We start from the raw sequence: 13,254 nt of genomic DNA on the forward strand, positions 1-13,254 counted from the left end.
GGAAGAGCCTATGTTTGATATCGGTGTAAACCTGACCAGCACGCAATTCGCCAGAGATCGCGAACAGGTTATCGTACGTGCGCGCGAAGCGGGCGTCACCGGCATGCTGATTACCGGCACGAACGCGCTGGAAAGCTCGCAGGCGCAGCGCCTGGCCGAACGCCATCCGGGCTATTGCTGGTCAACGGCGGGCGTGCATCCCCATCATGCCAGCGAGTGGTCAACAGAAACGGCCAGTACGCTACGGCGACTGGCGGAGAGCCCGCAAGTGGTGGCGATAGGCGAATGCGGACTCGATTTTAATCGCAACTTCTCAGCCCACGATCAGCAGGAATATGCTTTCGATGCGCAGCTGGCGCTGGCGGCAGAGTTAAATATGCCGGTGTTCTTACACTGCCGCGAAGCGCATGATCGCCTGGTCGCGGTGCTGGAGCCCTGGCTGCCCCGGCTGCCGGGTGCGGTGGTTCACTGCTTTACCGGCACGCGAGAGGAACTGGAAGCGTGTCTGGCGCTGGGGTTATCGGTCGGCATTACCGGCTGGGTGTGTGATGAACGACGCGGGCTGGCGCTGCGTGAGATGCTGCCGCTGATTCCGGCCGATCGCCTGCTGCTGGAGACTGATGCCCCCTGGCTGCTGCCGCGCGATATGCGTCCCCGGCCCACCTCACGGCGCAATGAACCCTGCTTTTTGCCTCATATTGTGCAGCAGGTCGCTCACTGGCGGGGTGAAACGGTAGAGTCGCTGGCCGCCAGCGCTGACAGTAATGCCCGCAGGCTGTTTGGACTGGCTTAAAGTTTACGGAACTGTTTGTTATCGACGCTGCGCATCACCTGCTTGTTGAGCAGGTTAAGCAGCAGGATAGAGCGGGTTTCGCCATCCGGTTCGGCAAAAATAGCGCGCAGGCCTTCAAAGGTGCCTTCGGTGATAAGCACTTCATCGCCGGTCTGCGGCGTACCGGGCGCCAGCATCGCTTGCGGAGCTTCGCTTTGCAGCGCTTCAATCACTTCTGACGGCACTGTGGCAGGCATGGTGCCGAAACGCACAAAGTGACTGACGCCACGCGTCGCGCTGATGGTGGTGGTGTGGATCGCCTCGGGATCGAACTCAATAAACAGATAGTTGGGAAACAGCGGCTCACTGACCGTGGTGCGTTTACCGCGCACAATCTTTTCAAGTGCAATCATCGGGCTGAGGCAATGCACTTCCTGCCGTTCCAGATGCTCTTTAGCACGCAACAGCTGCCCACGTTTACAGTAAAGTAAGTACCAGGATTCCATAACTGCTCCCAAATATCGGACGCTAAGAATAGCAAACCTGCTGCCAGAGTTATAGCGCATCGGGGGGCGTAAAGCGGTGGTTAGCGGAAAATAACTGAGAATTTTCTTACCAGCCGGGGGCGTTGCGTGCGTGTGCCGCATAAACCTCAACACTTCATCCGAATCGGCTCTATAATGGCCGATTCACTCTGGCCGGAAAGCTAAAGCCACATGAAATATCAGGACTTACGAGATTTCCTCTCTTTGCTGGAGCAGCGCGGAGAGTTGAAGCGGATCGCTCAGCCGATCGACCCGGAACTTGAAATGACCGAAATTGCGGACCGTACGCTGCGCGCGGGCGGGCCGGCACTGCTGTTTGAGAATCCAAAAGGCTATGATATGCCGGTGCTTTGTAACCTGTTTGGCACGCCAAAACGCGTGGCTATGGGAATGGGGCAGGAGGATGTCAGCGCACTGCGTGAAGTAGGTAAGTTGCTCGCCTTTCTGAAAGAGCCGGAGCCGCCCAAAGGCTTCCGCGATCTGTTCGACAAAATGCCACAGTTCAAACAGGTGCTGAATATGCCGACCAGGCGGGTGCGCCATGCGCCCTGCCAGGAGGTGGTATTGCAGGGAGAGGAGGTCGATCTGTCACGCATTCCGGTAATGAAGTGCTGGCCTGACGATGCCGCGCCGCTGATTACCTGGGGGCTGACCGTGACCCGCGGCCCGCACAAGGAGCGCCAGAATCTGGGCATCTATCGTCAGCAGGTGATCGGCAAAAACCGCCTGATTATGCGCTGGCTCTCCCATCGCGGCGGCGCGCTCGATTTTCAGGAGTGGTGCAAGGCGCATCCCGGTGAACGCTTCCCGGTGGCGGTCGCGCTGGGCGCCGATCCCGCCACCATTCTTGGCGCGGTTACGCCCGTGCCCGATACGCTGTCTGAGTATGCCTTTGCAGGCCTGCTGCGTGGCAATAAAACCGAGGTGGTGAAGTGCCTTTCTAACGATCTCGAAGTGCCCGCCAGTGCCGAAATCGTGCTTGAAGGCTACATTGAACCGGGCGATATGGCCCCGGAAGGCCCCTATGGCGATCACACCGGCTACTATAATGAAGTGGATAGCTTCCCGGTGTTCACCGTAACGCATATTACGCAGCGGCAGCAGGCGATCTACCATTCAACTTATACCGGACGGCCGCCTGATGAACCCGCAGTGCTGGGCGTGGCGCTGAATGAAGTACTGGTGCCGATCCTGATCAAACAGTTTCCGGAGATTGTGGATTTCTATCTGCCGCCGGAGGGGTGCTCTTATCGCCTGGCAGTGGTGACGATTAAAAAACAGTATGCCGGTCATGCCAAACGCGTGATGTTTGGCGTCTGGTCATTCCTGCGTCAGTTTATGTACACCAAATTTGTTATTGTATGTGATGACGACGTTAATGCCCGTGACTGGAACGATGTGATCTGGGCGATAACCACGCGCATGGATCCGGCTCGCGATACGGTTCTGGTAGAAAACACCCCGATCGACTATCTCGATTTCGCCTCGCCAGTTTCCGGCCTGGGCTCAAAAATGGGGCTCGACGCGACCAATAAATGGCCAGGCGAGACCCAGCGCGAATGGGGCCGACCGATCGTCAAGGATCCTGCCGTGACCGCGCGCATTGACGCAATCTGGGATGAGTTAGGCATTTTTAATCAGCCGCCGCAGCGTTGATGGCGTGCTCTGATCCCAATGACGACCCGACAGAGGCAACGCATGACAACGTTAAGCTGTAAAGTAACTTCGGTGGAAGCCATTACCGATACCGTTTACCGCGTCCGGCTGGTGCCGGAAGCGGATTTTAGCTTTCGGGCAGGACAGTATCTGATGGTAGTCATGGATGAGCGGGATAAACGCCCCTTCTCCCTCGCTTCCACCCCGATGGAAAAAGATCTGATCGAACTGCACATTGGTGCGTCCGATTTAAACCTGTATGCGATGGCAGTGATGGAGCGGATTCAGAACCAGCGCCAGATTACTGTCGATATGCCCCATGGCGATGCCTGGCTGCGCGAAGAGGGCAGCCGCCCGCTGCTGCTGATCGCGGGCGGTACAGGTTTCTCTTACGTGCGCTCGATTCTGCTGACGGCGCTGGCGCAGCAGCCGGATCGTGATATCGCGATCTACTGGGGCGGACGTGAACTGAAACACCTCTACGATCTGGACGAACTGAACGCGCTGACCCGCCATCATCCGAACCTGAAAGTAATCCCGGTGGTTGAGCAACCGGAAGCGGGCTGGCAGGGCCGCAGCGGTACGGTGCTGACCGCTGTGATGCAGGATTTCACTTCGCTGAGTGAGCACGATATCTACATTGCCGGTCGCTTCGAGATGGCAAAAATCGCCCGCGATCGTTTCTGTGCGGAGCGTGGCGCGCAGGAAGCACATATGTTTGGCGACGCCTTCGCCTTTATTTAAGGCAGAAAAAACCCGCCTGTTACGGGCGGGAAAAGAGCTCAGGGACAAGCTAAAGAAGTTAAACGCGCTCAAACACCGTTGCGATGCCCTGGCCTAAGCCGATGCACATGGTCGCCAGGCCAAAGCGGGCATCGCGTCGTTGCATGATATTCAGCAGAGTGGTGCTGATACGGGCACCAGAGCAGCCCAGCGGATGGCCCAGCGCGATCGCACCGCCGTTCAGGTTCACTTTCTCATCGAGCTTATCCAGCAGGCCGAGGTCTTTGAGGCAGGGCAGAGTCTGGGCGGCAAAAGCTTCATTCAGCTCAAACACGTCGATATCATCGATGGTCAGGCCGGCACGTTTCAGAGCCAGCTGGCTGGCGGGAACCGGACCGTAACCCATAATCGACGGATCGCAGCCCACCACCGCCATACTTTTAATGCGCGCCAGAATGTTGAATTCCCGTTCACGGGCATGCGATTCATTCATCACCAGCATGGCAGCCGCGCCGTCTGAGAGCGCGGATGAGCTGCCTGCGGTAACGGTGCCGTTGACCGGGTCAAACACCGGTTTTAACGCCGCCAGCCCTTCCAGGCTGGTTTCTTCGCGGATCACCTCATCATAATCGAAGCGCTTCAGTACCCCGTCGGCATCATGGCCCCAGGTGGGCAGGATTTCCTGTTTAAAATCACCGCGTTCCGTAGCCTGGGCGGCACGCTGATGAGAACGCAGCGCAAAGGCATCCTGCTGTTCCCGGCTGATATGGTGCATGCGCGCCAGCATCTCGGCGGTCAGTCCCATCATGCCCGCCGCTTTGGCTACCGTGCGGCTCAGTCCGGGATGGAAATCGACGCCATGGTTCATCGGCACATGGCCCATATGCTCCACGCCACCCACCAGGCAGACCTGCGCATCACCCACCATAATGGCGCGCGCTGCGTCGTGCAGCGCCTGCATTGACGAACCACACAGGCGGTTGACGGTGGTGGCCGGGACGCGGTGCGGGATCTCCGCCAGCAAGGCGGCGTTGCGGGCGATGTTAAAGCCCTGCTCCAGCGTCTGCTGTACGCAGCCCCAGACGATATCATCCAGCTGGCTGGCATCCAGCGCAGGATTACGGCTCAGCAGTTCGCGCATCAGATGAGCAGACAAATCTTCCGCACGGACATGGCGAAATGCGCCGCCTTTTGAGCGCCCCATAGGCGTGCGCAGCGCATCAACAATAACGACATTTTCCACTCTCTACTCCTCACGCGCTTTTCAGCGCGGCGTCATCCATCGGTTTGGCGGCGGGATACCAGCTCTCATGCTGGTGCGCTTTTTGTTCCAGCAGGGCAGGCGCCTGATACAGTGCACCCAGTTCGCGATAGCGCTGCATCTGTGCCAGCACCCGATCATTGCCCAGCGTATCCAGGTAACGGAAGGCGCCGCCGCGGAAGGGCGGGAAGCCCAGGCCATAAATCAGCGCCATATCCGCTTCCGCTGGCGAGGCGATAATTTTTTCCTCCAGACAGCGCACCACTTCATTCAGCATCGGAATCATCATGCGCTGGATAATCTCTTCATCACTGAACACGCGTTTAGGCTCACAGATGGTCTGCAGCAGGTTGTCTACCTCAGGATCGGCGATTTTCTGCGGCTTGCCTTTTTTATCCTCTTCCCAGCGCCAGAAGCCGCGCTGATTTTTTTGTCCGTAGCGTTGGGCTTCAAACAGCACGTCAATGGCATCACGATAATCTTTCTTCATGCGCGTCGGGAAGCCGTCGGCCATCACAAGCTGCGCATGGTGCGCGGTATCAATGCCCACCACATCCAGCAGCCAGGCGGGGCCCATGGGCCAGCCGAACTGTTTTTCCATCACTTTATCGATCTGGCGGAAGTCGGCGCCGTCACGCAGCAGCAGGCTGAAACCGGCAAAATAGGGAAACAGCACGCGGTTGACGAAGAAGCCCGGGCAGTCATTCACCACGATCGGCGTTTTACCCATCTTGCTGGCCCAGGCCATCACTTTGCTCAGGGTGGCGTCGGCGGTTTTCTCGCCGCGCACCACTTCGACTAAAGGCATACGCGGCACCGGGTTGAAAAAGTGCATGCCGCAAAAATTCTCTGGCCGCTGCAGCGCCTGCGCCAGCTGGCTGATGGGGATGGTCGAGGTGTTGGAGGCGAGGATCGCCCCGTCGTGCAGATGTTTTTCTGTCTCGGCCAGTACCTGCGCTTTCACCCGGGGATTTTCGACTACCGCTTCCACCACAATATCGGCGTGTTCGAAACCGGCATAATCCAGCGTTGGCTGAATGGTGGCGATCACGCTGGCGAGGGTTTTGCCATCAATTTTGCCGCGCTCAAGCTGCTTGTTCAGCAGCTTGCTCGCTTCCTGCATGCCCAGCGTCAGCGCCTGTGCATTGATATCTTTCATTTTGACCGGCACGCCTTTTAACGCCGACTGGTAAGCAATGCCGCCGCCCATGATGCCTGCGCCTAATACGGCTGCCTGACCCGGCGTACCGGCATCCTGCGCACGCTGTTTCGCCAGGCTTTTCACATACTGTTCGTTCAGGAAAATCCCTACCAGCGCCCGGGCTTCGTCTGATTGCGCCAGCGGTACAAAGGCCGCGGTTTCCAGCTTCAGCGCCTCGTCACGTCCGAGGCCTGCTGCCGCTTCGATGGTTTTCACTGCGGTCAGAGGGGCGGGGTAATGCTTGCCGGCGGTCTGCATCACCAGTGCCCTGGCGCTGGTAAAACTCATCGCCGCTTCGATGGGGCTGAGTTTTAACGGCTCCAGCTTTGGCTGACGACGCTGACGCCAGCTGCCATCGGCAATCGCCGCTTTCAGCATAGTCAGCGCGCCGTCATGTAATTTTTCTGGCGCGACCACTGCATCCACCAGCCCCAGCTTCAGCGCCGTATAGCCATCGACATCTTTACCCGCCGCAATAATCTCCAGCGCGCTGTCTGCCCCCAGCAGGCGCGGTAAGCGCACGCTGCCGCCGAAGCCCGGCATAATGCCCAGGCGGGTTTCCGGCAGGCCGATGCGCGCCTTTGGCGTGATGATACGCAGATCGGTAGCCAGAACGCATTCACAGCCGCCGCCCAGCGCATAGCCATCTATGGCGGTCACGGTGGGCACCGGCAGATCTTCCAGACGATTAAAAATAGTATTGGCAAAGGCCAGCCACTGGCTCAGCTTTTCGCCCGGGGTATTAAACAGCGAGAGAAATTCAGTGATGTCAGCACCCACGATAAACGCAGGTTTGGCGGAGCTGATAAGGAGGCCGCGTAACGTCGGCAGCTGCTCCAGAACGGTAATCGCTTCGCCGAGGCTGGCAACGGTACGTACATCCAGCTTGTTGACCGAACCGGGAGCATCAAATACCAGCCCGGCGATGCCATCTTCAAGCCATTTGAGAGAAAGGGTAGCGCCTTGGTAGAGCATGTCCGTCTCCTGAAACTGCCAATGGGGATCTGGTCATACCAGATGACCGAGAGTGTGGGAGCCATGTTAATTTTTTGCAAACGAGATTTTGCTTATTTGCTAACAAGATCACAGCCTCCGGAACACGGCATCCGCCGTCGGGCTGTGCTACACTGCGGCCATTTCGCGATGCCGGAGAGAGAATTATGGATTCCCTTAAACGCCTTTATCACACGCATATTGCTACGCTGCAGCAGCGCGCTCAGCAGATGCTGACCCGCTGTAAACTGGATGCCATGCTGATCCATTCAGGTGAGCTGTTAACTGTTTTTCTTGATGACCATAGCTATCCGTTTAAAGTGAACCCTCAGTTCAAAGCGTGGGTGCCGGTTACCCAGGTGCCTGACTGCTGGCTATGGGTGGATGGCGTGAATAAACCAAAATTATGGTTTTACTCGCCGGTGGATTACTGGCACAACGTTGAGCCGCTGCCGAACAGCTTCTGGACGGACGATATTGACGTTATCGGGCTGAAAAAGGCGGATGAGATTGGTCAGCTGTTGCCTGTACAGCGCGAAAATGTCGCTTATATTGGCGCACATCCTGCGCGTGCCGCGCAGCTTGGCTTTAGCGCTGATAAGGTGAACCCCCAGCAGGCGATCGATTTCCTGCACTATTATCGCAGCTATAAAACCGACTATGAGTTGGCCTGTATGCGCGAGGCGCAGAAGCTGGCGGTAGCCGGTCACCGTGCGGCGAAAGAGGCGTTTCTCTCCGGGTTGAGTGAGTTCGATATCAATATTGCTTATCTCTCCGCAACCGGACATCGCGATACGGATGTCCCGTACAGCAATATCGTCGCGCTAAATGAACACGCCGCCGTGCTGCACTACACCAGACTGGATCACCAGCCGCCCGCGAAACGCCACAGCTTCCTGCTTGATGCGGGCGCAGAGTATCTCGGTTACGCCGCGGATTTGACCCGCAGCTATGCCGCGCAGAGTCACTCGCTTTATGCCCAGCTGGTTGAGGCGATGAATAAAGAGGAGCTGGCGCTGATCAATACGCTGCAGGCAGGGGTACGCTACACCGATTATCATCTGCAAATGCATCAGCGTATTGCGAAATTATTGTTGTCGTTTGGTCTGGTGAAAGGGCTGAGCGAAGAGGCGCTGGTGGCAGAAGATATTACTGCTCCCTTTATGCCTCATGGTCTTGGCCACCCGCTGGGTCTTCAGGTTCATGATGTGGCTGGCTTTATGCAGGACGATCGCGGCACCCATCTGGCGGCACCAAAACAGTATCCTTATCTGCGCTGTACACGTACGCTGGAGCCGGGAATGGTGCTGACCATTGAGCCGGGTCTGTATATTATCGACTCGCTGCTTGCCCCATGGCGTGAAGGTAAGTACGGCCAGTACTTCGACTGGCAGACCATTGATGCGCTCAGACCGTACGGCGGCGTGCGTATTGAGGATAATGTCGTGATTCATGCCAACCGGATTGAAAACATGACACGCGATCTGCATCTGGCCTGATGAACGCTTATGATATTCCTGCGCAGCCCGTGACCAGCAGCGAGGAAACCATTAAAAAGAGCCGTTTTATTACGCTGCTGGCCCATACCGAAGGAGTGGAGGCCGCGCGTGCCTTTGTGCAGCAGGTTAAAGCGGAGCATCCTGCTGCGCGTCATCACTGTTGGGCCTGGGTTGCCGGGGCGCCTGACGATTCACAGCAGCTCGGTTTTTCTGATGATGGTGAACCTTCTGGCACCGCAGGTAAACCGATGCTGGCGCAACTGATGGGCAGTCAGATGGGTGAAATCACCGCAGTGGTGGTGCGTTACTACGGTGGCATTATGCTGGGCACCGGTGGTCTGGTGAAAGCCTATGGCGGCGGCGTGCAGCAGGGACTAAAGCAGCTGGCGCGAAAGCGCAAAGTGCCCATGCAGCGTTTCCATCTGCAATGTGACTATGCACAACTGAACGATATAGAACGTATCCTGCAACGGTATGATGGTGAAGTGGTAGAGAGCCGCTTTCTGGATCGAATCGATCTCCTGCTGGCGTTGCCGTATGGCCAGGCCGACGTGGTTGCACAAAATTTGTCAGACTTTAGTCGGGGCACGTTAATGCTGATCCCGCTGAAACAGTGACTTTCTTATTTCTGTAAAGGAAACGGCTGAATGCATTTTCGTGCCATTACCCGCATTGTCGGTCTGCTGGTGATCCTGTTTTCGGTCACCATGATCGTCCCCGGCCTGGTGGCCCTGATTTACCGTGACGGCGCCGGCCGTGCGTTCAGTCAGACTTTTTTAATGGCGATTGTGATTGGTTCACTGCTCTGGTGGCCAAACCGTAAACAGAAAAGTGAGCTGAAGCCGCGCGAAGGCTTTTTAATCGTGGTGCTGTTCTGGACCGTGCTGGGCAGCGTGGGGGCAATGCCCTTTATCTTTGCGGAACAGCCGCACCTGTCCGTAACCGATGCCTTTTTTGAGTCGTTCTCTGCACTGACCACCACCGGAGCCACCACCTTAGTGGGTCTGGATACGCTGCCAAAAGCGATTCTCTTCTATCGACAAATGCTGCAGTGGCTGGGCGGTATGGGGATCATTGTGCTGGCGGTGGCGATACTGCCGATTCTTGGCGTCGGTGGCATGCAGCTTTACCGGGCAGAAATGCCGGGACCGCTGAAAGATAATAAAATGCGACCACGTATTGCCGAGACAGCAAAAACGTTATGGCTGATCTATGTGGTTTTAACCATCGTCTGCGCGGTGGCGCTCTGGCTGGCCGGGATGTCCGCCTTTGATGCTATCGGTCACAGCTTCTCCACTATTGCCATCGGCGGTTTCTCTACCCATGACGCCAGCATCGGCTATTTTAACAGTCCCACCATTAACACTATTGTGGCGATATTCTTGCTGATCTCAGGCTGTAACTACGGCCTGCATTTTTCGATGCTGAGCGGGCGTAATCTGCGTGTTTACTGGCGTGACCCGGAGTTTCGCATGTTTATTGGCGTACAGATCACGCTGGTAGTGATCTGTACGCTGATACTCTGGCTGCATCAGGTGTATGACAGCAGCTGGCAGACCCTGAATCAGGCGTTTTTTCAGGTGGTGTCGATGGCGACCACGGCGGGCTTTACTACTGACAGCATTGCGCACTGGCCGCTCTTTCTGCCGGTACTGCTGCTGTGTTCGGCGTTTATCGGCGGTTGTGCTGGCTCGACGGGCGGTGGCCTGAAGGTCATCCGTATCCTGCTGTTGTTTAAGCAGGGCTCGCGGGAACTGAAACGCCTGGTGCACCCGAATGCGGTTTATACCATCAAGCTGGGCAACCGTGCTCTGCCGGAACGCATCCTGGAGGCGGTCTGGGGATTCTTCTCCGCCTATGCGCTGGTATTTCTTGTTAGCATGCTGGCGATCATCGCTACGGGCGTGGATGATTTTTCCGCATTCGCTGCGGTGGCCGCGACACTGAATAACCTTGGTCCCGGACTGGGTGTGGTGGCAGATAACTTCACGTCGATGAATGACGTAGCGAAATGGATCCTGATTTTAACGATGCTGTTCGGTCGTCTTGAGGTCTTTACGCTGCTGGTGCTGTTTACGCCGACATTCTGGCGTGAGTAATTTTTGACAGGAAGCCGTTATGAAAGCCTTAATTCTTTTTTCCAGCCGCGATGGACAAACACGCGATATCGCTTCTTATATAGCAAAGGTGCTGGAAGGGAAGGTCGCCTGTGAGGTGCTGAACATTCTGCATGCGGATAAACTCGACTGGTCGCAGTATGACCGCGTGCTGATTGGCGCCTCGATCCGCTATGGTCATTTTCATCCCGCTGTGGGGCAATTTGTGCAGCAGCATCTACAGGCGTTGCAGCAACGTCCGGGCGGTTTCTTCTCAGTTAACCTGACCGCGCGCAAAGCTGAAAAGCGCACACCAGAAACCAACGCCTATACCCGTAAGTTTTTGCTGCAGTCTCCCTGGCAACCCGATTGCTGTGCGGTTTTTGCCGGCGCGCTGCGTTATCCGCGCTATCGCTGGTTCGATCGCATCATGATTCAGCTGATTATGCGCATGACCGGCGGGGAAACGGACGCAACGAAAGAGGTTGAGTATACCGACTGGCAGCAAGTGCAGCGTTTTGCCGAGGAATTCGCGCAATTACCAGGCAAAAAGCCCTGAATTAATACAATCTGGCGAAATTTAACCCAAACGGCAAGTTTTTTGTAATTAACGCTTGTCAGGGGAAAAGAACTCCCTATAATGCGCCTCCACTGACACGGAACAACGGCATACAGGCCGCCGGGTCAGCAGGTTCAGCCCGCTGAACCGCCGGAGAAAAATCCTGAAAAAAGGATTGACTCTGAAGGAGGAAAGCGTAATATACGCCACCTCGCGACAGACGGCTGAGCCGCGTCGCACCGCTCTTTAACAATTTATCAGACAATCTGTGTGGGCACTCGCAGGATTGATATCGGAGCCTCCGGGCTTAAAAAATATCAAGTCTCAAGAGTGAACACGTAATTCATTACGACGTTTTTCCTTGAGCATCGCTTCACGAGTTGAAGCAAATCAAGCTTTTAATTGAAGAGTTTGATCATGGCTCAGATTGAACGCTGGCGGCAGGCCTAACACATGCAAGTCGAACGGCAGCACAGGAAAGCTTGCTTTCCGGGTGGCGAGTGGCGGACGGGTGAGTAATGTCTGGGGATCTGCCCGATGGAGGGGGATAACCACTGGAAACGGTGGCTAATACCGCATAATGTCGCAAGACCAAAGTGGGGGACCTTCGGGCCTCACACCATCGGATGAACCCAGATGGGATTAGCTAGCAGGCAGGGTAACGGCCTACCTGGGCGACGATCCCTAGCTGGTCTGAGAGGATGACCAGCCACACTGGAACTGAGACACGGTCCAGACTCCTACGGGAGGCAGCAGTGGGGAATATTGCACAATGGGCGCAAGCCTGATGCAGCCATGCCGCGTGTATGAAGAAGGCCTTCGGGTTGTAAAGTACTTTCAGCGGGGAGGAAGGGATGAAGCTTAATACGCTTCGTCATTGACGTTACCCGCAGAAGAAGCACCGGCTAACTCCGTGCCAGCAGCCGCGGTAATACGGAGGGTGCAAGCGTTAATCGGAATTACTGGGCGTAAAGCGCACGCAGGCGGTCTGTTAAGTCAGATGTGAAATCCCCGGGCTCAACCCGGGAACTGCATTTGAAACTGGCAGGCTTGAGTCTCGTAGAGGGGGGTAGAATTCCAGGTGTAGCGGTGAAATGCGTAGAGATCTGGAGGAATACCGGTGGCGAAGGCGGCCCCCTGGACGAAGACTGACGCTCAGGTGCGAAAGCGTGGGGAGCAAACAGGATTAGATACCCTGGTAGTCCACGCCGTAAACGATGTCGACTTGGAGGTTGTGCCCTTGAGGCGTGGCTTCCGGAGCTAACGCGTTAAGTCGACCGCCTGGGGAGTACGGCCGCAAGGTTAAAACTCAAATGAATTGACGGGGGCCCGCACAAGCGGTGGAGCATGTGGTTTAATTCGATGCAACGCGAAGAACCTTACCTGGCCTTGACATCCACGGAATTCTGCAGAGATGCGGAAGTGCCTTCGGGAACCGTGAGACAGGTGCTGCATGGCTGTCGTCAGCTCGTGTTGTGAAATGTTGGGTTAAGTCCCGCAACGAGCGCAACCCTTATCCTTTGTTGCCAGCGATTCGGTCGGGAACTCAAAGGAGACTGCCGGTGATAAACCGGAGGAAGGTGGGGATGACGTCAAGTCATCATGGCCCTTACGGCCAGGGCTACACACGTGCTACAATGGCGCATACAAAGAGAAGCGACCTCGCGAGAGCAAGCGGACCTCATAAAGTGCGTCGTAGTCCGGATCGGAGTCTGCAACTCGACTCCGTGAAGTCGGAATCGCTAGTAATCGTGGATCAGAACGCCACGGTGAATACGTTCCCGGGCCTTGTACACACCGCCCGTCACACCATGGGAGTGGGTTGCAAAAGAAGTAGGTAGCTTAACCCTCGGGAGGGCGCTTACCACTTTGTGATTCATGACTGGGGTGAAGTCGTAACAAGGTAACCGTAGGGGAACCTGCGGTTGGATCACCTCCTTACCTGAACG

At 56.4% G+C, this 13,254-nt stretch carries 10 protein-coding genes and 1 rRNA gene; 8 read left to right on the forward strand and 3 right to left on the reverse strand.

Annotation, left to right across the window (positions count from 1 at the left end; genetic code table 11):
- The first annotated feature begins 10 nt into the window (after positions 1-10).
- Positions 11-793 (forward strand): 3'-5' ssDNA/RNA exonuclease TatD, encoded by a 783-nt coding sequence (gene tatD, locus E0E17_RS08105; RefSeq protein WP_130833226.1) that lies wholly within the window; start codon positions 11-13, stop codon positions 791-793.
- On the opposite strand, the gene rfaH is transcribed toward tatD, so the two are convergent.
- Positions 790-1,278, reverse strand: a complete 489-nt coding sequence (gene rfaH, locus E0E17_RS08110; RefSeq protein WP_130833228.1) for a transcription/translation regulatory transformer protein RfaH — start codon at positions 1,276-1,278, stop codon at positions 790-792. The genes tatD and rfaH overlap by 4 nt on opposite strands.
- A gap of 210 nt (positions 1,279-1,488) precedes the next feature.
- Here rfaH and ubiD point away from each other — a divergent pair, with 210 nt between their 5' ends.
- A complete protein-coding gene (gene ubiD / locus E0E17_RS08115; protein WP_130833231.1) occupies positions 1,489-2,973 on the forward strand; it encodes a 4-hydroxy-3-polyprenylbenzoate decarboxylase in 1,485 nt (494 codons plus the stop codon).
- A 42-nt stretch (positions 2,974-3,015) separates the two neighbouring features.
- Positions 3,016-3,717, forward strand: coding sequence for an NAD(P)H-flavin reductase (gene fre, locus E0E17_RS08120; RefSeq protein WP_130833233.1), 702 nt, complete (start codon positions 3,016-3,018; stop codon positions 3,715-3,717).
- A 58-nt stretch (positions 3,718-3,775) separates the two neighbouring features.
- Here fre and fadA read toward each other — a convergent pair whose 3' ends face one another.
- On the reverse strand, positions 3,776-4,939 hold the full coding sequence (fadA, locus tag E0E17_RS08125; protein ID WP_130833235.1) for an acetyl-CoA C-acyltransferase FadA: 1,164 nt from the start codon (positions 4,937-4,939) through the stop codon (positions 3,776-3,778).
- A gap of 10 nt (positions 4,940-4,949) precedes the next feature.
- Entirely contained in the window at positions 4,950-7,133 is a 2,184-nt protein-coding gene (fadB, locus tag E0E17_RS08130) for a fatty acid oxidation complex subunit alpha FadB (RefSeq protein WP_130833237.1), read from the reverse strand.
- A gap of 185 nt (positions 7,134-7,318) precedes the next feature.
- On the opposite strand from fadB, the gene pepQ reads away from it, so the two are divergent.
- The 5 genes from pepQ (at position 7,319) to E0E17_RS08160 (ending at position 13,246) form a co-directional block, all read left to right on the forward strand.
- The gene (gene pepQ / locus E0E17_RS08135) at positions 7,319-8,650 is read left to right on the forward strand and encodes a Xaa-Pro dipeptidase (protein WP_130833239.1); all 1,332 of its coding nucleotides are present in this window, start codon (positions 7,319-7,321) and stop codon (positions 8,648-8,650) included.
- The gene (locus E0E17_RS08140; RefSeq protein WP_130833241.1) at positions 8,650-9,267 is read left to right on the forward strand and encodes an IMPACT family protein; all 618 of its coding nucleotides are present in this window, start codon (positions 8,650-8,652) and stop codon (positions 9,265-9,267) included. The genes pepQ and E0E17_RS08140 overlap by 1 nt, the downstream gene beginning before the upstream one ends.
- 30 nt (positions 9,268-9,297) lie before the next feature.
- On the forward strand, positions 9,298-10,749 hold the full coding sequence (gene trkH / locus E0E17_RS08145) for a Trk system potassium transporter TrkH (RefSeq protein WP_130833243.1): 1,452 nt from the start codon (positions 9,298-9,300) through the stop codon (positions 10,747-10,749).
- Positions 10,750-10,768: 19 nt separating this feature from the next.
- Positions 10,769-11,305: a menaquinone-dependent protoporphyrinogen IX dehydrogenase gene (hemG, locus tag E0E17_RS08150; protein ID WP_130833245.1), complete on the forward strand. Its 537-nt coding sequence runs from the start codon at positions 10,769-10,771 to the stop codon at positions 11,303-11,305.
- A 399-nt stretch (positions 11,306-11,704) separates the two neighbouring features.
- Positions 11,705-13,246: ribosomal RNA gene (locus tag E0E17_RS08160) — 16S ribosomal RNA — on the forward strand.
- Positions 13,247-13,254 lie beyond the last annotated feature (8 nt).

It is taken from the genome of [Erwinia] mediterraneensis (assembly GCF_900604315.1).
Classification (GTDB): domain Bacteria; phylum Pseudomonadota; class Gammaproteobacteria; order Enterobacterales; family Enterobacteriaceae; genus Pantoea; species Pantoea mediterraneensis_A.

Excerpts from the sequence above, each read along its gene's own strand:
- E0E17_RS08140 (WP_130833241.1), top strand. The coding sequence starts at position 8,650 with ATGAACGCTTATGATATTCCTGCGCAGCCCGTGACCAGCAGCGAGGAA.
- ubiD (WP_130833231.1), top strand. The coding sequence starts at position 1,489 with ATGAAATATCAGGACTTACGAGATTTCCTCTCTTTGCTGGAGCAGCGC.
- rfaH (WP_130833228.1), bottom strand. The coding sequence starts at position 1,278 with ATGGAATCCTGGTACTTACTTTACTGTAAACGTGGGCAGCTGTTGCGT.
- hemG (WP_130833245.1), top strand. The coding sequence starts at position 10,769 with ATGAAAGCCTTAATTCTTTTTTCCAGCCGCGATGGACAAACACGCGAT.
- fadB (WP_130833237.1), bottom strand. The coding sequence starts at position 7,133 with ATGCTCTACCAAGGCGCTACCCTTTCTCTCAAATGGCTTGAAGATGGC.
- pepQ (WP_130833239.1), top strand. The coding sequence starts at position 7,319 with ATGGATTCCCTTAAACGCCTTTATCACACGCATATTGCTACGCTGCAG.
- tatD (WP_130833226.1), top strand. The coding sequence starts at position 11 with ATGTTTGATATCGGTGTAAACCTGACCAGCACGCAATTCGCCAGAGAT.
- trkH (WP_130833243.1), top strand. The coding sequence starts at position 9,298 with ATGCATTTTCGTGCCATTACCCGCATTGTCGGTCTGCTGGTGATCCTG.
- fre (WP_130833233.1), top strand. The coding sequence starts at position 3,016 with ATGACAACGTTAAGCTGTAAAGTAACTTCGGTGGAAGCCATTACCGAT.